The sequence below is a fragment of the Actinomadura gamaensis genome (assembly GCF_042652125.1).
GTDB classification, from domain to species: Bacteria; Actinomycetota; Actinomycetes; order Streptosporangiales; family Streptosporangiaceae; genus Spirillospora; species Spirillospora gamaensis.
Genome location: NZ_JBHSIT010000002.1, coordinates 255755 through 278386, shown reverse-complemented (window position 1 = coordinate 278386; position 22632 = coordinate 255755). Strand labels below are relative to the sequence as shown.

General features: G+C 76.1%; 17 protein-coding genes. 4 read left to right on the top strand and 13 right to left on the bottom strand.

What is annotated here, in order from left to right:
- Positions 1 to 109 precede the first annotated feature (109 nt).
- Both ACFPCY_RS07165 and ACFPCY_RS07160 read left to right on the top strand, forming a co-directional pair.
- A complete protein-coding gene (locus tag ACFPCY_RS07165; protein ID WP_378252834.1) occupies positions 110 to 1165 on the top strand; it encodes a phosphotransferase family protein in 1056 nt (351 codons plus the stop codon).
- The gene (locus tag ACFPCY_RS07160) at positions 1150 to 1911 is read left to right on the top strand and encodes an HAD family hydrolase (protein ID WP_378252833.1); all 762 of its coding nucleotides are present in this window, start codon (positions 1150 to 1152) and stop codon (positions 1909 to 1911) included. The genes ACFPCY_RS07165 and ACFPCY_RS07160 overlap by 16 nt, the downstream gene beginning before the upstream one ends.
- Here the strand turns inward: ACFPCY_RS07160 and ACFPCY_RS07155 are convergent.
- From ACFPCY_RS07155 to ACFPCY_RS07145, 3 genes are all read right to left on the bottom strand, one after another.
- Positions 1862 to 2890 (bottom strand): hypothetical protein, encoded by a 1029-nt coding sequence (locus ACFPCY_RS07155; protein WP_378252832.1) that lies wholly within the window; start codon positions 2888 to 2890, stop codon positions 1862 to 1864. The genes ACFPCY_RS07160 and ACFPCY_RS07155 overlap by 50 nt on opposite strands.
- On the bottom strand, positions 2887 to 6210 hold the full coding sequence (locus ACFPCY_RS07150) for a CHAT domain-containing protein (RefSeq protein WP_378252831.1): 3324 nt from the start codon (positions 6208 to 6210) through the stop codon (positions 2887 to 2889). Before ACFPCY_RS07150 ends, ACFPCY_RS07155 begins: the two co-directional genes overlap by 4 nt.
- 243 nt (positions 6211 to 6453) lie before the next feature.
- Positions 6454 to 7305 carry a universal stress protein gene (locus tag ACFPCY_RS07145; RefSeq protein ID WP_378252830.1) on the bottom strand — a complete coding sequence of 284 codons (852 nt, stop codon included), beginning with the start codon at positions 7303 to 7305 and terminating at the stop codon, positions 6454 to 6456.
- A 249-nt stretch (positions 7306 to 7554) separates the two neighbouring features.
- Here ACFPCY_RS07145 and ACFPCY_RS07140 point away from each other — a divergent pair, with 249 nt between their 5' ends.
- Positions 7555 to 10215 (top strand): heavy metal translocating P-type ATPase, encoded by a 2661-nt coding sequence (locus ACFPCY_RS07140; RefSeq protein ID WP_378252829.1) that lies wholly within the window; start codon positions 7555 to 7557, stop codon positions 10213 to 10215.
- A gap of 344 nt (positions 10216 to 10559) precedes the next feature.
- On the opposite strand, the gene ACFPCY_RS07135 is transcribed toward ACFPCY_RS07140, so the two are convergent.
- On the bottom strand, positions 10560 to 11417 hold the full coding sequence (locus tag ACFPCY_RS07135; protein WP_378252828.1) for a universal stress protein: 858 nt from the start codon (positions 11415 to 11417) through the stop codon (positions 10560 to 10562).
- 273 nt (positions 11418 to 11690) lie between these two features.
- Here ACFPCY_RS07135 and ACFPCY_RS07130 point away from each other — a divergent pair, with 273 nt between their 5' ends.
- A complete protein-coding gene (locus ACFPCY_RS07130; RefSeq protein WP_378252827.1) occupies positions 11691 to 14525 on the top strand; it encodes a cation-translocating P-type ATPase in 2835 nt (944 codons plus the stop codon).
- Here ACFPCY_RS07130 and ACFPCY_RS07125 read toward each other — a convergent pair.
- Genes ACFPCY_RS07125 through ACFPCY_RS07085 form a run of 9 tightly spaced genes read right to left on the bottom strand, consistent with a single transcriptional unit; the run spans position 14464 to position 22243 of the window.
- Complete coding sequence (locus ACFPCY_RS07125; RefSeq protein WP_378252826.1) at positions 14464 to 15321, bottom strand: universal stress protein; 858 nt, start codon at positions 15319 to 15321, stop codon at positions 14464 to 14466. The two genes, ACFPCY_RS07130 and ACFPCY_RS07125, sit on opposite strands and share 62 nt — an antisense overlap.
- 2 nt (positions 15322 to 15323) lie before the next feature.
- The gene (locus ACFPCY_RS07120) at positions 15324 to 15953 is read right to left on the bottom strand and encodes a V-type ATP synthase subunit D (protein WP_378252825.1); all 630 of its coding nucleotides are present in this window, start codon (positions 15951 to 15953) and stop codon (positions 15324 to 15326) included.
- Positions 15950 to 17416 (bottom strand): V-type ATP synthase subunit B, encoded by a 1467-nt coding sequence (locus tag ACFPCY_RS07115; protein ID WP_378252824.1) that lies wholly within the window; start codon positions 17414 to 17416, stop codon positions 15950 to 15952. Before ACFPCY_RS07115 ends, ACFPCY_RS07120 begins: the two co-directional genes overlap by 4 nt.
- A complete protein-coding gene (locus ACFPCY_RS07110) occupies positions 17416 to 18933 on the bottom strand; it encodes a V-type ATP synthase subunit A (protein WP_378252823.1) in 1518 nt (505 codons plus the stop codon). Before ACFPCY_RS07110 ends, ACFPCY_RS07115 begins: the two co-directional genes overlap by 1 nt.
- Positions 18930 to 19487, bottom strand: coding sequence for a hypothetical protein (locus ACFPCY_RS07105; protein WP_378252822.1), 558 nt, complete (start codon positions 19485 to 19487; stop codon positions 18930 to 18932). The genes ACFPCY_RS07110 and ACFPCY_RS07105 overlap by 4 nt, the downstream gene beginning before the upstream one ends.
- A complete protein-coding gene (locus ACFPCY_RS07100) occupies positions 19484 to 19702 on the bottom strand; it encodes a hypothetical protein (RefSeq protein WP_378252821.1) in 219 nt (72 codons plus the stop codon). Before ACFPCY_RS07100 ends, ACFPCY_RS07105 begins: the two co-directional genes overlap by 4 nt.
- Positions 19703 to 19706: 4 nt before the next feature.
- Positions 19707 to 19970 carry an ATP synthase subunit C gene (locus ACFPCY_RS07095; RefSeq protein ID WP_378252820.1) on the bottom strand — a complete coding sequence of 88 codons (264 nt, stop codon included), beginning with the start codon at positions 19968 to 19970 and terminating at the stop codon, positions 19707 to 19709.
- Positions 19960 to 21411 carry a V-type ATPase 116kDa subunit family protein gene (locus ACFPCY_RS07090; protein WP_378252819.1) on the bottom strand — a complete coding sequence of 484 codons (1452 nt, stop codon included), beginning with the start codon at positions 21409 to 21411 and terminating at the stop codon, positions 19960 to 19962. The genes ACFPCY_RS07095 and ACFPCY_RS07090 overlap by 11 nt, the downstream gene beginning before the upstream one ends.
- Positions 21398 to 22243, bottom strand: a complete 846-nt coding sequence (locus ACFPCY_RS07085) for a hypothetical protein (protein WP_378252818.1) — start codon at positions 22241 to 22243, stop codon at positions 21398 to 21400. Before ACFPCY_RS07085 ends, ACFPCY_RS07090 begins: the two co-directional genes overlap by 14 nt.
- Positions 22244 to 22632 lie beyond the last annotated feature (389 nt).

Below are 22632 nucleotides of genomic sequence, written 5' to 3'. Positions count from 1 at the left end.
ACCAAAGCCCTCGCCGGACGAGTCGTTGGACCATGGCGGTCGGCGGCCGGCCCCGCGAAGGCTGGGGTCGTCGAGCACGCACCCGGCCATCGAAGCGCAGGCGACCGGCATGACCGTCCCCGAGCCGTCCACCGGCGGCTCCTCCCTGTTCTCCTCCGGTCCCGTGGCCGCTGGAAGCCCCTTGGCGTCGTTCCTCGCCGACGAGATCCTGCGGGACCGCCTCGGCGTGGAGTGCCCACGGCCGCGGTTTCAGCTGACGCGGATCGGCGACAGCGCGGTCCTGCGCTGCGACGAGGCGCGCACCGGCCTCTCACTCGCGCTGAAGTCCTACGGCCTGAAATGGATCGACGGCCGCCAGGGGGCCGGGGACCGCCACGCGTTGCGGGCCCGACTGATGCGGCAGGAGTTCCAGGGCATCCGGCTCGTACGCCGGCTGGGACTGGACCGGCCCCCGCTGCGCGCCGTCCGCCCGCTCGCCGTGAACTCGGAACTCGGCTGCCTGCTCGTGGAGGAGTTCGTTTCCGGCGACGACCTGTACGCGGCCATCCGCGACGCGGCGCTGGAGGGCGCGCACGCCGAGCTCGACGGCGCGCTGGCCGCCGTCGCGCGGTTCCTCGCGATGCTGCACGATCGCTCGCCCACCGGTCCGCCGGACGATGGGCGAGAACCCGTCGCGTACCTGGAGAAGATCACCCGGCAGTTGCTCGCCTGGCGAGTGATCACTCTCTCGCAGGCCGAGGATCTGCGCCGCCTCCAGCGCACCTGGCGCGCCGACGGGGTCCTCACCGGCGCGCCCGAGGTCCTGGTGCACGGGGACGCGACTCCGACGCAGTTCCTCTTCGGGGACGACGGACTCGTGGTCATCGACTTCGAGAAGCTGCACCACGCTGACCGGGCCGCCGACATCGGCCGGCTGGCGGGCGAACTGAAGCATCTGTTCGCCCGTTCCACCGAGGACGCGTGGGCGAGCGAGCCGCACATCCAGAGCTTCTACCGGGAGTACCACCGGGCGGCGGTGCCCGAGGCCGGTGATTTCGGAAGCCTCACGGAGCGAGCGCGTTTCCACATGGGCTGTTCCGAACTGCGCATCGCCCGCAACCCGTGGGAGGAGATCGGTCACCGGCGCTGGCTCACCAGGGAGGCCATGCGGTGTCTGACGCGTTGAACGTCCGTGCCGTGCTCTTCGACCTCTACCGGACGCTCATCGACATCTGGACGAACGAGCGGCACGAGCGGGTGTGGCGCGGCCTCGCCGGCTTCCTGTCCTACCAGGACGTGAGGATCTCGCCCGGGGACCTGTCCGCCGGGTTCTTCGCCGGCTTGGCGAGACAGCTCCGGGAGAGTCGGGAACCCTACGGCGAGGTCGATGTGACCCTCGCGTTCCAGGACATCCTCACCGAGGCGGGCCACGCCGATCCCTCCGGCCTGGCCGCGGCGACCGCGGGAGCCTTCCGCACGTTGAGCATCGTGAGGTTCGAGCTCTTTCCCGACGTGCTCCCCGCCCTCGGACGCCTGCGCCCCCGTTTCGAACTCGCCGTCATCAGCGACGCTCAGCGGGCGTTCTTCCGTCCGGAGCTGGCCGCGACCGGGCTCGCCCCCCTGTTCCGCGTCGCGATCGCCTCGGGCGAGCACGGCTTCCACAAACCCGACCCGCGGCTGTTCGCGATGGCCCTGCGACGGCTGGGCGTTCCTCCGGAGCAGGCGGTGTACGTGGGGGATTCGCCGGATCGTGACATGCGCGGAGCGCGCGCAGCGGGAGTGCGGCCGGTGCTGCTCGACCGCGGCGGTGATCTGGGCGCGGGCCTGCCGGACTGCCCGCCGGACCGTATCGTGAGGAGTCTGGACGCACTCTGTGACTGGCTCATCCCGCCGGGTGCCGGTACCGGAGCAGGAGCTGGGGGTCGAGGGTGAGCCGCGCCGTGAGCAGCCGGTTGGCTTCCCACTCTTCCGCCGAGTCGTCCGGAAGCGGCAGGTGAAGGGCGGTGAGCAGGTCGAAACGCTGCAGGTCGAAGGCCATGCGGATCATGACGCCGTACCCCTCCGCCGCGAGTACTGCGGCCCGGTAGGCGACCCGGGCGGCCCCCAGCGCCAGGCCCGTCAGAACGCCCAGGTCGAGCCAGTAACCCCAGAGCAGGCAGACCGCGACCAGCGCGCAGAGGACGAGCACCGCGCAGAGCCGCGCCGCGAAGTCCAGCTGGTCGCGCTGGTCGTCCACGGCCTCACGCACCTGCGGCGCCAGAACCGCGTGCAACGCGGGCCACATCGTCACCGTGTCCAGGCCGTATCGCTGCGCCGCCGAGTCCTCGGCCGCACGCAACGCGTTACCCAACGCGGTCGGCAGCAGACGTTCCGGGCGGGGGAAACGGCTTCGTTTCCATCCGGCGGCCCTGAAGGCGCGCTCTTCGCCGACGGCTTTCCATTCCTTGATGAACCACGCGGCCTCGGCATCGTCCTGGCCGTTGCGCCGAAGGTGGTGGAGGTAGGCGCGGTCGACCCCCGTAGGACGTGGCTCCTGGTCCGCCTTCGGCGACGCGATGCGCTCCAGTTGGACGAAACGGCGGTACTGGCAGTGCCTCGCCGCTCTCCACAGCACCACGGGGAGCCCGGGCCGCTCGGCCCAGTACCCCTCGAGCAACCGCACGAGCGGGCGCTGCAGGGGCTGGCCGAAAAGCGATGCGAACAGAACGAGGAGAACCAGCAGCACCGCCTCGCCGAGCGTGAGATTCCGGGCCGTCCGCAGTAGGTGCTGCCATGACGGCTCGGTGCCCGGAGCGCCGCTCCAGGCGAGGGCGATCACGAACCCGGCGAGGAAGGCCGTCGGGACGGCACTGACCAGGTTGAACCGAGCTCCGAATGATCCTCCCGCCCGGAAGAGCGCCTGCCAGGTCATCCGACCGCTCCATCGGCGACGATCTGGACGAGCCGCTCATGATGGTGAAGGCAGTGCGGCCAGTTCTCCTCCCACCGGTCGTGAACGATCCGGCGTTCGGGACAGCCCGCGACCGGGCATTGCAGGGCGAAGGCTCCGACCGGGTTGCGCCAGAGACAACGCATCCAGTCGGTGTCACCCACCAGCCGGGCGAGGTCTGCCGCCCCGAGAGCGCCGAGCGGGACACCCTGCGCCGGATCGTGGAATCCCAGTCCCGCCAGTCGCGCACCGACTCCGGCGAGTTCGGCCCATGCACCGTGCTGCTTGAGCGCATGCTCGGCGTGCCGGAGATAGCCGCGCGCCCTGTCCTCGTCCCCGGCGCGCTGCTCGAGTTCGGCGAGGCTCTTCAGGGCCTGGCCGCAGCGCTCGAGCCAGTCGTTGCGCTCGAACAGGCGCAGCGCGCGGTTCATGTGCTCCCTGGCCTCCTCGAACTGGTCGAAGGCGAGGGCGATCTCTCCCAGGTGGTGTTCGGCGGTTCCCATGCCGATGTCGTCCTGGAGAGCGGAATAGATCGCACGAGCCTTCTCGTAGCCGTCCCTCGCCGCCTCGAGCTCACCTCGGCGCTGGTCGTGCTCCGCGATCGCGGTGATGAGATGACCCCGCATGTCCGCGTGGACGTCCTGCTCGCCGAGGCCTTCGCGGTAAAGGCGCAGGGCGTCGGTCGGCCGGCCCGTCACGGCCATGACCCGGCCGAGGTAGCGCTTGGCACACGCGATGCCGTGTCCCTGACCCAACCGGGTGAACTTGTCGAGGGCGCGCTCGCTCCACAGCCGAGCCTGGTCGTAGTCCTTCCGGTAGAAGCAGTGCCTGGCCAGCGGGTACAGAGCGCACCACGCCTGGCTCTCGTCGTCGTCGATCCGGTCGGCGGCATCGTAGGCCCACTTCCCGAGCCTGACCCCCGCCCTCCACATGCCCTGCCGGAAGAGGGACTCGTGCAGCCGGTCGCGGTAGCTCAGGACCCCCTTCCAGTCGTGCAGCGCGTGCGCCTGGGAGGCGGCCCACAGCGCGTTGCCCACCTGCGCGCGCGTCCGCCGCGGCTGCACACCGCCCGGCTTCGCGCTCGCGCCGTCGAGGATTTCGAGCATGTCCTCGACGGCCTCGGTGATCCGCGCCTCGGCCCCCTCGTCGGTGAGATCGCGCAGTACTTCGAGCCTGATCCGCCGCGCCATCTGGACGGTCGCGCCGTCGTCGAACTGGGCCAGACCCAACCGGCCCAGCCGGCCGAGCATGGTCACGAGCTCCGGGGCCGGGCGTCGCGTCAGCTCGGCCAGGTCCGTGAGACCGATCGGCTCGGGGAAGATCGCGATGGTCTCCAGGAGCGATCGTTCGCCTTCGGAACAGCCGTCCAGGCAGTCCGAGATCAGCCGCCTCAGGAGCTCGGTGTCGGGTGCGGCGGACGGATGCTCCGGGGGTGCGGGCAGGCGGACGCCGAGTCCCGCCGTCAAACGTCCCGCGAGCAGGCGGAGCACGAGCGTGTTGCCCGACGCCCTTCCGATCCGCTCCGACAGCGCGCCCAGGTTCCCCGCCACATCCAGGGACCGGGCCATGCGGCGGAACAGGTCCGCCGCGTCCCCGGCCGCGAAGTGCCCCGCCGATATCCGGAGACCTCCGGCGGCCTGCAGTTCGTGGGTGGTGACCAGCGGTTCGTGGGTGGTGACCAGCAGTACGGTCGGCTCGGGCACCCGATCGACGAGCTGCTCCAGGTTGAGCCCGCGCAGCTCGTCGAAGTCGTCGATGACGATCAGATAGCGTTCCTGCCGGAGCGCGGCGCGCAACAGGTCCCACCGCTCGTCCGGCCCCGCCTCGGCGAGGCCCGGCGTCGGAAGGGCCTCGTCCAGCCGACGGTAGAGGTCCTCAATGCTCCATCCCATGGTCCGCCGGACGGGTGGCGGTGCCTGAAGCGGCGGCCTCCGTCCCGACACCCAGATCGCGCCGGCGAAGGTCTGCCGGGAAGGCGGCCTGTTCCGCGACGCGTCCAGGCATCGGCGGGCGGCCTCCAGGGCGAGGCTCGAACTTCCGGTGCCGGGCTCACCCTCGATGACGACCACGCGTTGCGGCCGCTCGGCGGTGATGGCGTCGATGATCCGCCGCAGCTCGTCGTCCCGGTGCCAGAGCACCTCGTACCACGGCGTCGGCAGGCTCTCCACGAGCGTCCGCCGTGGTTGGGCCGGCGCATCGCCTCGGCCGTCCGGCGTCGCGAAGTGGTCGAAGAGCAGCCCGTCCTGGACGTTGGTGTAGAGCACCGGCGCGGCCCAGTTCGAACGCCATCCGTTGACGTCGCTGAAAATGCGGGCGCGCCCCTCGGTCACGCAGGTCTCGAGCGGCTCACCGTTGATGAGCGCGGTGTAGAAACCCTGGGAGAAGGCCGCCGACTCGCGGTCGGAGAAGTAACCCTGCATCGCGACGACGGCCGGGACGTCGGCGTGCAGCGCGGCGTCGGCGATCCCCAGCCGGGGATCCAGCAGGGAGGCGGCGGCCAGGTTGCAGGCGGTGGCGACGAAGAGCCGGACACCGGTGCCGGCCAGCATACGGCCGAGTTCCCGGGCGTCCAGCGGTCTCGACCCGTGCTCGCGCGTCTCCAGCAGAAGACAGCTCTCCTCGTGCGCGAACCGGCCGTGGCCGACGAAGTGGAGGACGTCGCAGCCCTCCAGGAGGGCGTCGTCGAGAGCGCCTTTGGTCGTCCTGGACACCACGTCCACCACCGCGCGGCCCGCGGACACCTCACGGGCGAGGGAGCGCTCGACGGCGTGAACGACCGCTTCCCAGTCGAACCGCTCCTGGTCGTCCGGCGTCGCGACGGCGACGAGGATTCTCAGCTGGTCGGGAGCGCCGAACCCGCTGCGCGGGCCGAGATCATAGGCGCAGCGGGTGATGAGCCTACGCGGTGAGAAGGCCAGGGCGATCTCATCCTCGACGGCCGCGTCCGGCCTCATCAGCTCCCAGGGCAGGTTCGCGAGGAACGCCTTCCTGATGTCGAGGCGCACCCGCAGAGCGGTCTGGCGCCCCAGAGTCCCGCGCATCCGATCCCACAGCATCGCGATCTGGTCCGAGAACACCGCGGTCCACAGGGCCCTGCCCAGCGCCTTGGCGGTCTCGGCGTCCGCCTCGCCGTTCCGGAACCGCCGTACCCAGGTGATGATCTGGGGATCGTCCAGCGTGAGCCGGACCGGTTCGCTTCGCGCACCCGGTGCTCCCACGGCCTCGACCCAGCAGTCCCCGTACGCGTCCTCCCGGATCATCAAATCGAGATCTCGAAAGGTCAGCCGTGTCGCCTCGGCCATGCTGCCGGCCTCCGTGGGGCCGTGCGGGCCGCCGGTCGACCCGCTCTCCCTTCACGTCTATCCGCATCCGCCTCGGCGCGGCAGGGACCCACGTGCCGCGGCGGCCTACCAAAGGTCCCGAACCCGTCACAGTGCGCAGTCCTTCACCGTGGCCTTCCCGTGTCACGAGCACCGCTCGTTCCCGACGAGGCGATAGCCGGCCGGTGAGGAGATTCGCGTGAGGCGAAGCCTTCTGCATGCGGCTCAGGCGGCGGCGGGGACGACCGCTACCGTGCAGGGGGCGTGCTGGAGGACGGCGGCGGCGATCAGGCCGAGGCCGTCGGGGCGCGTGCCGCCGATGCCGCGGTCGCCGACGACGACCAGGTCGGCGGAGTCGGCGGCGGCGAACAGCGCGCGGCGCGGCGGCTCCAGCAGCAGCGCGGTCTCGACCCGCACGGCCGGGTACCGCTCCCGCCAGGGGGCCACCGCGCGCTCGAGGCGCTCGCCGAACACCCGGCGCAGCTTGTCCTCGTCGGCGTACAGCGCGAGGTCGCCGGTCTCGGCGCCGCCGGGCTCCCAGCAGCCCTGCACGACGCACAGGCGCGCGCCCCGCAGCACCGCCTCGCGGACGGCGAACTCCAGCGCCGCGTCCCCCGCCGCCGACCCGTCGAACCCCGCCACCACGCGGCGGTGCCGGACGTGCGCGGCGCGCACCACGATCGTGGGACGGACGGCCTTCGCCGGGACGCGCAGGGCGGTCGAGCCGGGCGGCACCTCGTCCGGCGGACGCGAGCCGACGACGATCAGCTCGGCGTCGCCGGACAGGTGCAGCAGCGCGCTGTAGGCGGGGCCGGACATCAGCCGCTTGCGCACGGTGAGGCCGGGATCGAGCTCGCGCGCCCGCCGCACCCCGTGGTCGAGCAGGTGCTCGCCCATCCGGCGCACGATCGCCGCCGCGTTGTGGTCGATGTAGGTGGCCGGGTAGGGCCAGCGCCAGGCGTGGCAGAGCGTCAGCGGCAGGCGCCGCAGCCCGGCCTCGCGGACGGCCCAGCGCAGCGCACGGTCCGCCTCGAAGGTGCCGTCGAACCCGACGAGAAGGTGCGTTCCGGTGTCCATCACATCCGCTCCCTTCGCGTCCTTCCTCCCTCCACTGTCGGCCGGAGGGACCGGGCCGGGCAGGGACGGGCGTCGGGCGTCGGCGGGACCTTCGGCCCGCGCGTCCGACGTGGCGGAACGCGTCCGGACGGCACCCGGCCGAGGGGACCTTCGTCCCTACGGGGTGCGCCCGCGCCCCGGAAGCATGGTTCGCGGAACGGACGGGTCGTCCGGGAGAGGGGACGTTCCATGGGTGCATCACCGCGTTCCATGGGTGCATCACCGCGTTCCGCGGCGCACCGGCTGTGGGACCTGCGCGACGAGGCGCTGCTGGCCGCGGCGCTGGGCGGGCTGGCGGCGGGAGGCGCGGCCCGGTGGCTCGGCGCCCCGGAGGCGGGGGACGCCGCCTGGACGGCGGTGACGCTGCTGGCGCTGGTCCCCGCCGCGTGGTGGGTCGTGGACGGGCTGCGGCACCGCCGCATCGGCAGCGACCTCATCGCCGTGCTCGCCCTCGCCGGGACGCTCGCCGTCGGCGAGTACCTGGCGGGCGCGGTCATCGGGGTGATGGTCACCGGCGGCCGGGTGCTGGAGCGCCGCGCCGGACGCCGCGCCCGCCGCGACCTCGGCGCCCTCCTGTCGCTGGCGCCGCGCGTGGCGCACCGCGAGGACGGCGGAACCGTCACGACCGTCGACGTCGCCGAGGTCCGGCCGGGCGACCGGCTCCAGGTGCGCGCCGGGGAGATCGTCCCGGTGGACGGGCGGGTCGAGGCGGGTCCGGCCGTCCTGGACGAGTCGACCCTCACCGGCGAGCCGCTCCCGGTCGAGCGGCGGACGGGCGAGGAGGCGCGCGGCGGCACCGTCAACGCCGGCGGCCCGTTCCCGCTGCGCGCCACCACCGACGCGGCGACCAGCACCTACGCCGGGATCGTGCGGCTCGCGCGCGACGCGGCCGCCGAGTCCGCGCCGTTCGTCCGGCTCGCCGACCGGTACGCCGCGCTGTTCCTGCCGGCGACGCTCGCCCTGGCCGGAGTGGCGTGGGCCGCGGCGGGCACCCCGGTCCGGGCGGTGGCGGTGCTGGTCGTCGCCACCCCCTGCCCGCTGATCCTCGCCGCGCCGATCGCCTACGTGTCCGGGCTGTCGCGGTGCGCCCGGCGCGGCGTCGTGGTCAAGGGCGGCGGCGCGCTGGAGCGGCTCGCGCGCGCCCGCGTCCTGCTGTTCGACAAGACCGGCACCGTGACCACCGGACGGCCCGAACTGGTCGACGTCGCCGTCCGCGACGGCGGCGACGCCGACGCCGACGCGCTGCTGGGTGCCGCCGCGTCCCTGGACCAGGTGTCGCCGCACGTGCTGGCCACCGCGATCGTGCGCGGCGCCCGCGAGCGCGGCCTGCCGCTGCGGCTGCCCACCGGGGTCGTCGAGCAGCCCGGCCGCGGCGTGCGCGGCCGGGTCGGCGACCGGACCGTAGCCGTGGGCAAAGCCGACTGGGCGGCCGCCCCCACCACCGACGCGGCGTCCCCAGCCACCAGCGCGGCCTTCCCGGAGGCCGACGCGGCCTCCCCCGCCGGCAGCACGGCGTCGCCCGCCGACGGCGCAGCGTTCCCCGCTGGCAGCACGGCGTCGCCCGCCGGCGGGGCAGCGTTCCCCGCCGGCGGGGCGGCCTCGCCCGCCGGCGGCGCGGCGTTCTCGGCTCCCGGCGCGGTCCGCGACGGGGGCGCCGCAGGGGACGGTGATGCCGGAGGGCGCGACGGGGACGGCGCGGGCGGTGAGGGTGGGGCCTGGGCCGCGCGGGTTCGGGCCCGGGCGGCGGCGCGGGGGGCGATCACCGTGTTCGTCGGGCTGGACGGCCGCCTGGCCGGGACCCTGCTGCTGCGCGACCGGATCCGTCCCGACGCCGCGCGGACGTTCCGGATGCTCCGGCACGCCGGGATCGACCGGACCGTCATGGTGACCGGCGACCGGGAGGCCGTCGCGCTCCCGGTGGCGGACCTGGTCGGGGCCGACGAGGTCCGCGCGGACCAGTCCCCGGCGGGCAAGGTCGCCGCCGTCCGCGCCGAGAGCGGGCGCGCCGCGACGGTGATGGTGGGCGACGGCGTCAACGACGCGCCCGCGCTGGCCGCCGCCGGGGTGGGCGTCGCGCTCGGGGCGCGGGGGGTGACCGCGTCGTCCGAGGCCGCCGACGTGGTGGTCACCGTCGACCGGCTGGAACGGCTCGCCGAGACCCTCGCCATCGCGCGGCGCACCCAGCGGATCGCGCGGCAGAGCGTCCTGGCCGGGATGGGCCTGTCGATGGCGGCGATGGGCGTCGCGGCGTTCGGGCTGCTCACCCCGGCCGTCGGCGCGGTGGTGCAGGAGGCGATCGACCTGGCCGCCATCCTCGGCGCTCTGCGCGCGCTCGGCCCCGGCCGCGACCGCTGGCCCCGGCTCCGCGGCGACGACGCCGAGCTCGTCCGCCGCCTGGACCAGGAGCACCGGGCGCTGTGGCCGCGCATCGAGCGCCTGCCCGCCCTCGCGGACGCCCTGACCGGCCCCGACCCGGACGTCCGCCGGTCCGCCGGTACCGAGCTGGCCGGGTTCCTGCGCGACCTGGCCGAGCACGAGCGCCGGGACGAGCGGCTCCTGTATCCCGCCGTCGCCGCCGCGCTCGGCGGGACGGACCCGACCGGCGCGATGAGCCGCGCCCACACCGAGATCGCCGACCTGTCCCGCCGCATCGGCCTGCTGCGGGCCGAGCTGGACGAGGATCCGGACCGTCCGGGCGTGCGCGACGAGCTGCGGCGCGCGATCGAGGACCTGCGCGCCGTGCTGCGCCTGCACTTCGCGCAGGAGGAGGAGAACTACTTCGTCCTCGCCGACGCCCCGGACCAGCCCGGCGCCACCTCCGGCCCCGCCGACGCCGCCCCGCCCCGGCCCGGCCGTTGTCCCGAGGCGTAGCCCGACGTGCTCCCGGCCCGTCCGGCGCCGGCGGCACGCCCCGCGCGTCCGCCTCGGCGCCGACCGCACGCCCCTGCGCTCGGCCTCGGCGTGGACCGCACGCCCCTGCGCGACCGCCGCGGCGTGGACCGCACGCCCCGCGCGTCCGCCTCGGCATCGGCCGCACGCCCCTGCGCTCGGCCGTGGCGTCGGCCGCACGCCCCTGCGTTCGGCCTCGGCGTCGGCCGCACGTCCCGGGCGTGCGGCCGAAGAGTTCCATGGCCCGGCCCGGGCGTCGGACGGATCGCCCCTGAGCGGCGGTCCGGCGTGGACGCCCGGGCCGGGGAGTCGGAGGATAGCGCGGGTCAGAGGCCGGCGCGGGGTGGGACGACGGCGACCGCGCAGGGGGACTGCTGGAGCATGGCGCTGGTGGTGGCGCCGACGCGGAGGCCGTCCCGGCCGCCGGCGCCGCGCCGTCCGACCACGATCAGGTCGGCGGTGCGCGCGGCCTCCAGCAGCGCCTCGCGCGGTGAGGTGACCAGCAGCGACGTCCGCGTCTCCACCTGCGGGTACTTGGTGCACCACGGCGCGACCGACTGCTCCAGCCGCGCGCCGCGCACCCGGCGCAGCCGCTGCTCGTCGGCGTACAGGCCGAGGTCTTCGGGGGCGGCGGCGTTCGGCTCCCAGCAGCCGGACACCACGTGCAGACTCCAGCGGCGGACGGCCGCCTCCTCGAACGCGAAGGCCAGCGCCGCCTCCGCCCCGGCCGACCCGTCGAACCCGGCCACGACGCTCCGGTGCCCGTGGTGGTCCGGCCGGACCACCACGACCGGACGGTCGGCGCGGGCGGGCAGCCGGAGCGCGGTCGAGCCGAGCGGCATCTCCGTCCGCTCGTGCGCCCCGACCACGATCATCTCGGCGGATTCGGCCAGGTGCAGCAGCGCCGAGTCCGCCGGGCCGTCCGCCAGATGCCCCTTGACGGTGACCGTCGGCGCGATCTCCCGGGCGCGCGCCACCCCGTGGTCGAGCACGTGGCGGCCCATCTTGCGGACGATGACCGCGCCCTCGTGGTCGATGTAGGCGATCGGATAGGGCCAGCGCCAGGCGTGGCAGACGCTCAGCGGCAGCTTCCGGATCTTCGCCTCGGTCGCGGCCCAGCGCAGTGCGCGCTCGCCGTCGGTCGTGCCGTCGTAGCCGACGAGGATGTGGGAACCCCAGCTCATCGCGTCGTCCTTCCGTTCGCTCCCTTCCATCACACGCCTCGCGCCCGCTCCGTCCGTAGAGGCGGAAGGCCCCGCCGGGCCAGGACTTTCGCACTTGCCGCACCCGGGGACGCGGCTCCCGCGGCGAACCGGACCCGAAGCCGGCCCCGAAGCCGGGCCCGAAGCTTGAAGCCGGACTCGAAGGAGGACGGCGGTCCGTTCGGGACCTTCGGCACGGGATGGGCGGCCGAGCGGCCCTCCCGGCGCGTGCGGGGGTCGCAGAGCGTGAGATCCATGGATCATCGGACGGGCGACGCCGCCCCGACCGCCACCGTGAGTCCGGCCGCGACGGTCGACCCGGAGGAGCCGCTGCCGCTACTGCGCCGGGAGCTCGGGACCGGACCGGGCGGGCTGTCGCAGCGGGAGGCCGAACGGCGCGTCGCGGTGTACGGGCCGAACGAGGTCCGCCGCCGGGAGACCTCCTCGCTCCCGCGGGAGCTGGGACGGCAGCTCGTGCATCCGCTGGCGCTGCTGCTGTGGGGCGCGGGGGCGCTGGCGTTCGTCGCGGGCACCCCCACCCTGGGCTGGGCGATCCTGGCGGTGATCGTGCTGAACGCCGCGTTCGCGCTCGTCCAGGAGCGGCAGGCCGAGCGGGCGGTGGAGGCCCTGGCCCGCTACCTGCCCGACCGGGCCCGCGTCGTGCGGGACGGGACGCTCCGCGCCGTCGAGGTGCGCGACCTGGTGCCGGGTGACCTCGTCGCGCTGGCGGAGGGCGACCGGATCCCCGCCGACGCGCGGCTCACCGACGGCGCGCTGGAGGTCGACCTGTCGATGCTGACCGGCGAGTCCGCGCCCGTGGAGCGGCTGGCCGGGCCCGCCCTGGACGGCGTCCTCCCGCTGCGCGAACCCAACCTCGTGTTCAGCGGCACCACCTGCGTCGGCGGCGAGGCGACCGCCGTCGTGTTCGCCACCGGCGCCCGGACCGAGCTCGGCCGGATCGCGGCGCTCAGCCAGCGCACCCGGCGCGAACCGAGCCCGCTGGAGCGCCAGGTGAAGCGCGTCGCGTGGCTGATCGCGGCGGTCGCGGTCGGGATGGGCGCGGCGTTCCTCGTCGTCGGCGCGGCGGCGGGCCTGCCGCCGCGGGACGCGCTGACCTTCGCGATCGGGCTGCTGGTCGCCAACGTCCCCGAGGGGCTGCTGCCGACCATCACCCTCGCGCTGGCCGTCGGCGTGCGGGTGCTCGCCCGGCGCGGCGCGGTCGTCAAGCGGCTCAGCGCCGTGGAGACGCTCGGCTCGACCAACGTCGTCTGCACCGACAAGACCGGCACCCTCACCGAGAACCGCATGCGCCTGCGCGCCCTCTGGGCCCCGGACGGCGCCCCCGGTCCCGCCCCGCCGGCACCGGACGGCCGGGCCCGGCCCGGACCGTGGACGCCGGACGGTGAGCGGGAACCCGGTCCCGGGACGGTTCCGCTCGCCGAGGCGATGGCCGAGTGCACCACCGTGACCAGGGACGAGGACGGCGCGCTGGTGGGCGACCCGACCGAGGTGGCGCTGGTCGAGGGAGCGTCCGCCGCCGGGGTCGCCGCCGACCCGGCGGCGCGGGACGCCCGCCGGCGGGCGATGTTCCGGTTCGACCCGAGACTGCGGCTGATGTCCACGGTGTCGGACCGGGACGGGCGGCTGGTGGTGACCGTCAAGGGCGCGCCCGAGGCGGTCGCGGCCCGGCTGGCCCCGGGCGCCGACCGCGACGCGCTGCTCGCCGCGGCGGCCGATCTCGCCGGGCGCGGCCTGCGGGTGCTGGCGGTGGCCGTCCGGGAACTGCCGCCGGACGCCGCCGTCCCGCAGCACCGCGAGGACGCCGAGACCGGTCTCCGCCCGCTCGGCCTGGCCGGGCTGCACGACCCGCCGCGCGCCGAGGTCCCGGACGCCGTCGCGCGCTGCCACCGCGCCGGGCTCCGCGTCCACGTCGTCACCGGCGACAACGGGGCGACCGCCGCGGCCGTGGCCCGCGAGGTCGGCATCGGCGTGCCGGACCTGCGGACCGTCCCCGACTCCGAGTCCCTGACCGACCGGGACCTGGACCGGCTCCTGGACGCCGACACCGAGATCGTGTTCGCCCGGTCGTCGCCCGAGACCAAGCTGCGCATCGCCGACGCGCTGCGCGCCCGCGGGCAGGTCGTCGCCATGACCGGCGACGGCGTGAACGACGCCCCGGCGCTGCACCGAGCGCACATCGGCGTCGCGATGGGCCGCTCCGGCACCGACGTCGCGCGCGAGGCCGCCACGATGGTGCTCACCGACGACGACTTCGCCACCATCGTCACCGCGGTCGAGGCGGGCCGCCGTGCGTTCGACGACGTCCGCAAGTTCGTGCTGTACATCTTCACGCACGCCGTGCCGGAGATCGTGCCGTTCCTGGCGTTCGCGCTCAGCACCGGGCGCGTCCCGCCGCCGCTGACCGTGCTGCAGATCCTGGCCATCGACCTCGGCACCGACACGCTGCCCGCGCTGGCGCTCGGCCGCGAGCCCGCCGAGCCGGGCGTGATGGACCGGCCGCCGCGGCCCGCGTCCGAGGGCGTGATCACGCGGGGCATGCTCGTCCGCGCCTGGGGTTTCCTCGGGCTCCTGTCGGCCGCCCTGGTCATGGGCGCGTTCTGGTACGTGCTGGGGACGGCCGGATGGCATCCGGGCGATCCCACCGGACCGGGCAGCCCGCTGCATCACGCGTACCTGACGGCGACCACCGCGACGTTCGCGGGGATCGTGGCCTGCCAGGTCGGCACCGCCATGGCCGCCCGCACCGACCACGCCTCGCTCCGCCGGATCGGCCTGTTCACCAACCCGCTGCTGCTGGCGGGCATCGGGTTCGAGCTGGTCTTCACCGCCCTGCTCGTCTACGCGCCGCCGCTCCAGCGGCTCGTCGGCACGGCGGCGCTGCCGCCCGACGTCCTGGCGCTGCTGGCGACGTTCCCCGTGATCGTGTGGGGATCGGACGAGCTGCGCCGCCTGGTCGTCCGGCGCGTCGCCGCCCGCCGGGCCGGGGCGGCCGGAGCGTCCGCCCCGGTCAGCGGGGCTGCGGGACGACGGCCACCGGGCAGCGGGCGTGGTGCAGGACGCCGTGGCTGACCGAGCCGAGCCCCCGCCACACCGGCCCCGGACGCCGCCGCCGGCCGACCACCAGCAGGTCGGCGCCCGCCGCGGCGTCCACGAGGGCCGCCACGGGGTGCCGCCGGGCCACCTCCTCGGTGACGGCGACGTCGGCGAACCGCTTCCGCCAGGGCGCGTGCGCCCTCACCTGCGCCCACCGCAGCCGCTCGTCGTCCTCGGCGCGGCGCAGCGCGTCGGCGCGGCCGTCCGGAACGGACCAGGCGTGCAGCACCCGCAGGCGCGCGCCGTGCGCCCGCGCCTGCCGGAAGGCGTACTCGAGGACGGCGTCGTCGTCGGCGAGCCCGAGGCCCGCGACGATCTCGCCCTCGGCCCGTCCCGGCGCGCCGCTCTCCCGGACCACCACCACCGGCGCGGTCGAGCGCTCGGCGACGCGAAGGCTCACCGAACCGAGCACCAAGCCGGTGAAGCCGCCGAGCCCGCGGCTCCCCACCACGATCTCCCGGGCCCGCGCCGACCGGTCGCACAGCGCCCGCGCCGGCGTCTCGGCGACCAGTTCGGTGGTGACGTCCACGGTCTTCGCGCGCGTGCGGGCGAGCCGCTCGGCCTTGGCGAGGACCTCCGCCCCGGACTGGCGCAGCGACTCGGTGAACCCGGGCGGCGGCTGCAAGGGGATGTCGAAGGGCCAGTTCTCCACCGCGTGGACGACGTGGAGCGTCCTTCCCTGGAGCTCGGCGTCGGCGGCGGCCCAGGCCAGCGCCTGCTCGGCGGCCGGCGAGGCGTCCACGCCGACCGTCACCGGGCGGTCGTCGGGCATGTTCACGAATGCTCACCTCTCGCATCGATGGATCGTTCCGGCTCGGCCGTGGCGCGGCGCAGCCTCGCGCCGTCCTCGCGTTCGCGCTCCTCCAGGGTCAGCTCGACCCGCGCGAGCGCGGCGCGGAGCTCGGGCAGGCGGCGGTGCTCGATCGCGCGCAGCCGCCACCGGGTGGCCTCGATCTCGGCGTCCAGGGCCGCGAGCGCGCCGTCCGCGACGGCCCGGGCGGCGCCCGCCTCCATCGCGGCCCGCGCGCTCCGGCGGGCCGGTTCGAGCGCCGCGCCGTCCGGCACGCGGGACGGCACGTCCGGCTCCGGCCCCAGGACGGCCCGCGCGGGCAGGACGACCCCGAGCAGCATGCCGTGCTCGACGGTGACCGGAACCGGGTCCCGCGCGGCCAGCGCCAGCGTCCGGCGTCCGTCGAGGAGCGCCGCGCGCAGCATCGAGCGGTCCGCCTCGTCCGCCCGTTCCCGCCAGGCCTGCTCGGCCGCCTGAAGGGCGCGGCGGCGGGCGTCCCGCTCGGCCGTCAGCGCGGCGAGCTTCTGCCGCAGCAGGCCGACGGCCCGTTCGGCGGTGCCGATGCGCTGCCGCAACCAGAGCCGTCCGGCCCGGCCCGGCGGGACCGGCGTCACGGCGTCCCCCCTTCGAGGGGCGCCTCGGACGAAGCCGTCTCGGCGTCGGCAGGCCGGTAGTACGCGTCCAGGGCCGCCTGCGGGAGCATCGTCAGTTCCCGGCGCGGCAGTTCGCCGAGGGCTCGCCAGGCGCGGTCGAGCGTGTCCGGCAGGCCGCGGTGCTCGGCGCGGCCCTGGGAGACGAGGGTCTCCTCGCAGGCGCGCTCGAACGCCAGGTAGGCGCGGTCGGTGCCGGTGAGCGCGGTCTCCCCGACGAGTTCGGCCAGGTCGCGCACCTGGCGGGCGCGGGCGAGCGCCCCGATGGCCTGGGCCGCCACGTCCAGATGGTCGGTCCTGGTCCGGCCGGGCCCGGCGGCCTCGCGCATCAGCCGCGACAGCGAGCCGAGCGCGTCCACGGGCGGATCCACGCCGCGCGCGTACAGCTCCGGCGACAGCACGATCTGCCCTTCGGTGATGTAACCGGTCAGGTCGGGCACCGGGTGGGTGATGTCCCCGGCGGGCATCGTCAGGAACGGCAGCAGCGTGACCGAGCCCGGACGGCCCCCGATCCGTCCGCACCGCTCGTAGAGGGAGGCCAGGTCGCTGTAGAGGTAGCCGGGGTAGGCGCGGCGGGCGGGGATCTCGCCGCGCGCCGACGAGACCTCGCGCAGCGCCTCGCAGTAGGACGTCATGTCCCCCATCACGACCAGGACGTGCCGTCCGGCGCGGAAGGCGAGGTCCTCGGCGACGGTCAGCGCCACGCGCGGGGTGAGGACGCGCTCGATCACGGGCGCGTCGGCGAGGTTGAGCACCATGACCAGCTCGTCCGCCGCGGCCCGGTCCGCCAGCGCGCGCCGGACGGCCTCGGCGTCGGCGTGGCCGAGCCCCATCGCGGCGAACACCACGCAGAAGCCCTCCGCGCCGTCGCCGGTGCCGGCGGCGCCGCCGGTGCCGGCCTGCGCGGCGATCTGCGCGGCGAGCTCCAGATGCGGCAGCCCGGCGACGGAGAAGATCGGCAGCTTCTGGCCGCGGGCGAGGGTCGTGAAGGCGTCCACGGCCGAGATCCCGGTCAGGACGGGCTCGGCGGGCGTGGCGCGGTGCACCGGGTTGAGGGGGCGTCCGGCCACGGGCGCGGTGGCGTCCGCGAGCACCGGCGGCCCGCCGTCGAGAGGACGGCCGAGACCGTCGCAGGTCCGGCCGAGCCAGGCGGTCCCGACCGGCACCCGCAGCGGCCCGCCGGTGAAGGCGACGGCGGTGTCCTCCGGGCTCATCCCGGCGGTGCCCTCCAGCACCTGGAGCACCACCCGGTCGGCCGAGGTGTCGAGGACCAGGCCGTGCCTGCGGCCGGCGCCGGTGGAGATGTCGGCGAACTCGTCCCAGCCGATCCCGCCCGCGCCGCGCAGCACGAGCAGCGGTCCGCGCAGCTCGCTCGCGCCCGTGAACGCCGTCCGGCCCAGTGCGGTTCCGTCGCTCGGCCCGGCCATCAGGTCGCCGCCTCCTTCAGCGCCGCGAGCGTCCGGTCGCGGCGCAGCCGCACGTCGGCGACGGCGGCGGCCTCCTCGCGGGCGCGCGCGAGCGGGGACAGGTCGACTCCCTCGACGGCCTCCGGCGGTGTCCCCCCGCTCATCAGGTCGAGGACCAGGTCGGCGACGTCGAGCACCGCGTCGGCGAGGGCCGCCGCCCGGTCGGCCGAGCAGCTCGCGTCGGTCTCGCTGAGGGCGCTCTGTTGCAGCACGCCCTCGCGGACGAGCCGTCCGGCCAGCAGGACGCCGCGTTCGCGCGGCGGCAGGCCGGTGCGCCCGACCAGCTCGGCGAGCGCCGCGAGCCGGTCGGCCTCGGCCAGCAGCCCGACGAGCCGGGCGCGGCGGCCCGCCCAGGCGGGGTCGCCGTGCGCGGCGTGCCAGCGCGCGACCGCGCCGGTGTCGCGGGCGAACGACTCGGCCCAGGACACCGCCGGGTAGTGCCGCGAGTAGGCGAGCGACCGGTCCAGCCCCCACACCGCGCGGACGAAGCGCCGCGTGTAGGCGGTGACCGGCTCGGTGAGGTCGCCGCCGGGCGGGGACACCGCGCCGACGATGGTCACCGACCCCTCGCCGCCCGCGCGGGTGCGGACCCGCCCGGCGCGTTCGTAGAAGGCGGCGAGCTGGGACGGCAGCGCGGCGGGATAGCCCTCCTCGGCCGGCAGGTCGCCGCCGCGCGAGGCGAACTCGCGCAGCGCCTCGGCCCAGCGCGAGGTCGAGTCCGCGATCACCACCGCGTCCCGGCCGAGGTCGCGGAAGTACTCGGCGACGGCGACGCCGCTGTGCACGCTCGCCTCGCGCGCCATCATCGGCATGTTGGACGTGTTGGCGATCACGACGGTGCGGTCGGCGAGCCGCCCGCCGGTGCGCGGATCGGTGAGCTCGCCGAGCCGGGCCAGCACCTCGGCCATCTCGTTGCCGCGCTCGCCGCAGCCCACGTAGACGATCACGTCGGCGTCGCACCACTTGGCGATCTGCTGGAGCAGGACGGTCTTGCCGGTGCCGAAGCCGCCGGGGACGGCGACCGCGCCGCCGCGGGGGACGGGGAACAGCAGGTCCAGCACGCGCTGCCCGGTGCGCAGCGGGACGGCCAGGTCGAGCCGTCCGGCGTGCGGGCGCGGCGTGCGCACCGGCCACCACTCCCCCGCGCCGTCATCGCCCGGGCCGGAGGACGCGGAGGCGCCGGCGGCGGACGCCCTCCGCGCCGGGTCCAGCCAGATCCCGGCGGACGTCAAAGGCCGCAGCAGCCCGTCGTAGACGCCGCCGAGGAGGTGCTCGCCCAGCCGCACCGACAGCGGCCGGCCGACCAGCCCGGCCGGGGCGCCCGGCGCGAGACCGCCGGTGTACTCGTAGGCCTGGACGGTGGCGGTGTCGCCGTCGCGGGCCACCACCTCGCCGGGCAGCCGGTCCGCGCCGAGCTCGACCAGCGCGCGCATGGCCGCTCCGCGCGTCCCGGCGACCTCCACCAAGGGCCCGTTCACGCGCCGGACCGTGGGCTCCACAGCTCCTCCGTCTCCGTTCCCAGCGCGGCCAGCGCCGCCTCGGCGAGCGCGGCCGCGGACAGGTCGAGCTCCCGGCCGCCGGCCCGTCCGGTGACGCCGCCGCCCGGGGCCGGGACGATCTCGGCGCCCGGGCCGAGCCGGTGCCGGACCACTGCGTCCAGGACGGGTCGCAGCGCCGGGTCGCCCATCTCTTCGCGGACGCGCGCGGCGAGCTCGTCGTACACGCGCCGCCGGGCCTCCAGGACGAGGCGGCGGGCGCGGTCCCGGGCGTCCGCGCGGTCGGCCCCGGCAAGGGCCGCTCCCTCGGCGCGTCCGGCGGCGCGCGCCCGGTCGAGGATCGTCTCGGCCCGCCGGTGCGCGGCGGCGACCGCGGCGTCGGCCTCGGCGCGCGCCCGGGCGACGGTCTCCGCCGCCCGCCGTCGCGCCTCGTCCAGCAGCGCCTCCGCGACCGGGCGGGCCGCCGCCTGCATAGCCGCCGGCCCGCCCTTCGGCAGCGTCCTTTCGACCGCGCGGTCCGCGGCCCGCGCTCTCACGGCAGCACCGCCGTCAGGACGCCCGGACGGGCCGTCCGCCGCGGCCCCAACGCCGCCGCGGCGCGCGCGGTGAGGATCACGATGGCGGCTTCGCCGGGCAGGGCGTCCCAGGCCGCGGTGACGGCCGCCGCGTCCTCGGCGGGCAGCACCAGCGCGCCCGCCAGGCCGTAACCCTCGATCCGGACCCGTTCCCCGAGCACGGCGACGACCGGCATCCCGTCACGCCTTCCCGACGAGGATGATGCCCATGATCAGGCCGTAGATGGCGATGCCCTCGGCCAGCCCGACGATGACCATCGCCCGGCCGAACAGCTCGGGCCGCTCGCTGAGCGCGGCGAGCGCCGCCGCGCCGGTGTAGGCCACCGCGATCCCGGCGGCGATGGACGCCGCCCCGACCGCGATGCCGGCCCCGATCATCGGGGCCCAGTCGTGCTTCGCCGCCGCCTCGACCACGGCCGTGGCGGCGCGGACCTCAGTGGACACCGACGTCCACCTCCTGTCGTGCGAGAGGGATGTGCCAGGGCCGGAAGGGCCGTCCCTGGGTCAGGAAGATCCGGGAGAAGAGCTCGTAGTACTCCAGCCGCAGCGCCTGGACCCCGGCGACCAGCGCCTCCAGCGAGAACGTCAGCGCGGTCCCGGCGGCGAACAGAGCGGCGGCCGCGACCGGGCCGAGGCCGCCGCGCGTCCACAGCGCGACCGTTCCGCTCCACACCACGGCGGCCAGCGCGGCGTGGGTGAGCCCGAAGGCCGCCAGCCGCGCGAACGACAGCAGGTTCGCGCCGAGCCGCGTGACCAGGTCGAACAGCTCGACGGCCGCCTGCGCCCAGCCGGTGCCCCCGCCGCCGGAGGACGCGCGGAAACCCGCGAACGCCAGTCCCAGCCCGGCCAGCGCGGCCACCGCGCCGAGGACGGCCGGCACCGCGATCCCCAGGTAGATGCCGGCCGCGAGCGCGCCCAGACCGAGGAACGCCGCCGCCCCGGCCAGCCCGGACGGCTGGTACAGCACCAGCGGCCAGCCGCCCTCGCGCAGCCGGTCGGCCACGCCGACCGCGTAGGCCCCGGCCAGCAGCACGGCCCCGGCGCCGGTCGCCGCCAGCAGCAGCGGGACGGGCTCGTCCACCGGATCCAGCCACAGGCGCGGCACGACGCCGGTCGGCCCGAAGAACTCCCCGTACAGGAAGCCGAACAACGTCGCGGCGGCGCCCGCCCCGATCAGGAACGGCCAGGCCCGCCGGAGCCCGGCCGCCCTGCGGGGCCGTCCGGCCAGCAGCAGCGCTCCGGCGGCGACGAGCATCAGGCCGTGCCCGGCGTCGCCGAACATCGCCCCGAACATCAGGACGTAGGCGACGGCCGCCGGGACCGTCGGGTCCAGGTCCCGGTACGGCACGGTGCCGTAGGTCTCCACGAGCGGCGCCAGCGAGGCGCGCATCCCGGTCCGCCCGTCCGCGCCGGTCGGGCGCGGGAGCAGGGTGGGCGGTTCCAGGCCGCGCGGGGACGGCAGCGGCACCGCCCCGCCGCCGACCCGGGCGAGGCGGGCCGCGAGCGCGGGACGGTCCGGCTCCGGCACCCACCCCACCACCGCGGCCACGTCACCGCGGCGGAAGGCGGCCGACGCGCGGCCTTCGAGCTGGGCCTCGCCCGCCAGCAGATCCAGCCGTCCGCGCCGCGCCAGCTCCTCGGGTTCCTCGGCGCCGGCGCCGAGCGCCGGGACGGCTCCACCCGAGCCGCCGAGCGCGCGGAGCAGCGCCGCCGCCGCGCCGGGCGCGGGCGGCTCGCCGGGGCCGGCGTCCGGTTCGTCCGGTTCGTCCGGCTCCACCAGGCCGGACGCGGCCGTCTCGGCCAGCACGTCCCGCAGCCGGACGGCGGGGGCGACGACCGCGACCCGCGTCATCCGCACCGGGACGAGCCGGTCAGACCAGCGCATCGTAGGCCTCCAGGTCCCCGCCGCCGCGCGCCGCCGTCTCCAGGGCCGCGCGGACGCGGTGGGCGTCGACGAGCAGCAGCGCCGCCGCCCCGAGGACCGGCCTGGCGTCCGCCGCGGACGACGCGGCGAGGCTCCGCGCGTCCCGGTCGACGCGCCGCCACCAGCGGGTTCGCGCCCGCCAGAGCTCCGCCGGGTCCTCCAGGCCGGCCAGTGGCCAGCGCGCCGCGCGTGGCAGCCGCTCGATCAGCCGCGGCAGGTCGCTCGCGGTCGGGCAGCCGCGCCCCAGCAGCACCGCCGCCCGCTCCCCCGCCCCGGACGGCAGCGGACGCCCCGTCCCGAAGCGTTCCCCCGCGACCAGCACCGCCGCCGTGCCCAGCGCCCATGGGCGGGCTTGCGCCGACCGCGCCGCCAGCCGTTCGGCCGCACGGAGCCGCAGGAACAGCCGGATCGCGTACGGATCGTCCGAGCCGGGATCACCCCACGCCGAGGCGGCCAGCCGCTCGCGCAGCCCCGCCCGGCCGGACGCGTCGCGCAGCCGCCGCCACGCCGTCTCCAGCGAACCGAGGACGAACTCCGGCTCGGCGGGCCGCCCGTCCGCGCGTTCCATCAGGCCGTCGAGGTTGGCGAGCTCGAACTCCGCCGCCAGCGCCCGCAGCAGCCGCACCCCCGGCTCGGGCAGCCAGCCCGCCAGCACCCGCAGATGCCACACCAGCGTGGCCGAGACGGCGTGCTGCGCATCCGCCAGATCCCCGGCCCGCGCGACCCGCGCACCGTACGAGGTCGCCGCCAGCCCCGCGAGCGCCTCGGCCGACGACGCGGAACCGGCGAGCATCCGGGCCCGTCCCGCCCCCAACGCCCGCCGCGCCAACCCCCGCGCCCGCACGCTCCCCCCAACCCAAGAAGCCCTCACACCCGCCCCCCGCAACCGCCCCGCCACCCGCAAACGCCCCACAACCCGCAACTGCCGCGCACCCCGCAACCGCCGCGCATCCCGCTACCTCCGCGCAACCCGCAAACGCCCCACAACCCGCAACTGCCGCGCGTCCTGGAAACGCCGCGCAACCCGCGATCACCTCGCGTCCTGCTACCGCCGCGCGTCTCGCAACCTCCGCGCGTCCCGCTAGCGCCTCGCGGGGTGTCATGTGGCTGCTCGGGCGGTTGCGAGGGGCCTGGGCGGGGCGGGGGGTGGGGGTGGGCTCGGGCGAGGGGGCGTGCCCGGGC

What these genes read in the sequence shown, in the direction of transcription:
- ACFPCY_RS07165 (WP_378252834.1), top strand. Translation starts at nt 110, where the DNA reads ATGACCGTCCCCGAGCCGTCCACCGGCGGCTCCTCCCTGTTCTCCTCC.
- ACFPCY_RS07155 (WP_378252832.1), bottom strand. Translation starts at nt 2,890, where the DNA reads ATGACCTGGCAGGCGCTCTTCCGGGCGGGAGGATCATTCGGAGCTCGG.
- ACFPCY_RS07150 (WP_378252831.1), bottom strand. Translation starts at nt 6,210, where the DNA reads ATGGCCGAGGCGACACGGCTGACCTTTCGAGATCTCGATTTGATGATC.
- ACFPCY_RS07145 (WP_378252830.1), bottom strand. Translation starts at nt 7,305, where the DNA reads ATGGACACCGGAACGCACCTTCTCGTCGGGTTCGACGGCACCTTCGAG.
- ACFPCY_RS07140 (WP_378252829.1), top strand. Translation starts at nt 7,555, where the DNA reads ATGGGTGCATCACCGCGTTCCGCGGCGCACCGGCTGTGGGACCTGCGC.
- ACFPCY_RS07135 (WP_378252828.1), bottom strand. Translation starts at nt 11,417, where the DNA reads ATGAGCTGGGGTTCCCACATCCTCGTCGGCTACGACGGCACGACCGAC.
- ACFPCY_RS07130 (WP_378252827.1), top strand. Translation starts at nt 11,691, where the DNA reads ATGGATCATCGGACGGGCGACGCCGCCCCGACCGCCACCGTGAGTCCG.
- ACFPCY_RS07125 (WP_378252826.1), bottom strand. Translation starts at nt 15,321, where the DNA reads ATGCCCGACGACCGCCCGGTGACGGTCGGCGTGGACGCCTCGCCGGCC.
- ACFPCY_RS07115 (WP_378252824.1), bottom strand. Translation starts at nt 17,416, where the DNA reads ATGGCCGGGCCGAGCGACGGAACCGCACTGGGCCGGACGGCGTTCACG.
- ACFPCY_RS07100 (WP_378252821.1), bottom strand. Translation starts at nt 19,702, where the DNA reads ATGCCGGTCGTCGCCGTGCTCGGGGAACGGGTCCGGATCGAGGGTTAC.
- ACFPCY_RS07090 (WP_378252819.1), bottom strand. Translation starts at nt 21,411, where the DNA reads ATGCGCTGGTCTGACCGGCTCGTCCCGGTGCGGATGACGCGGGTCGCG.
- ACFPCY_RS07085 (WP_378252818.1), bottom strand. Translation starts at nt 22,243, where the DNA reads ATGCTCGCCGGTTCCGCGTCGTCGGCCGAGGCGCTCGCGGGGCTGGCG.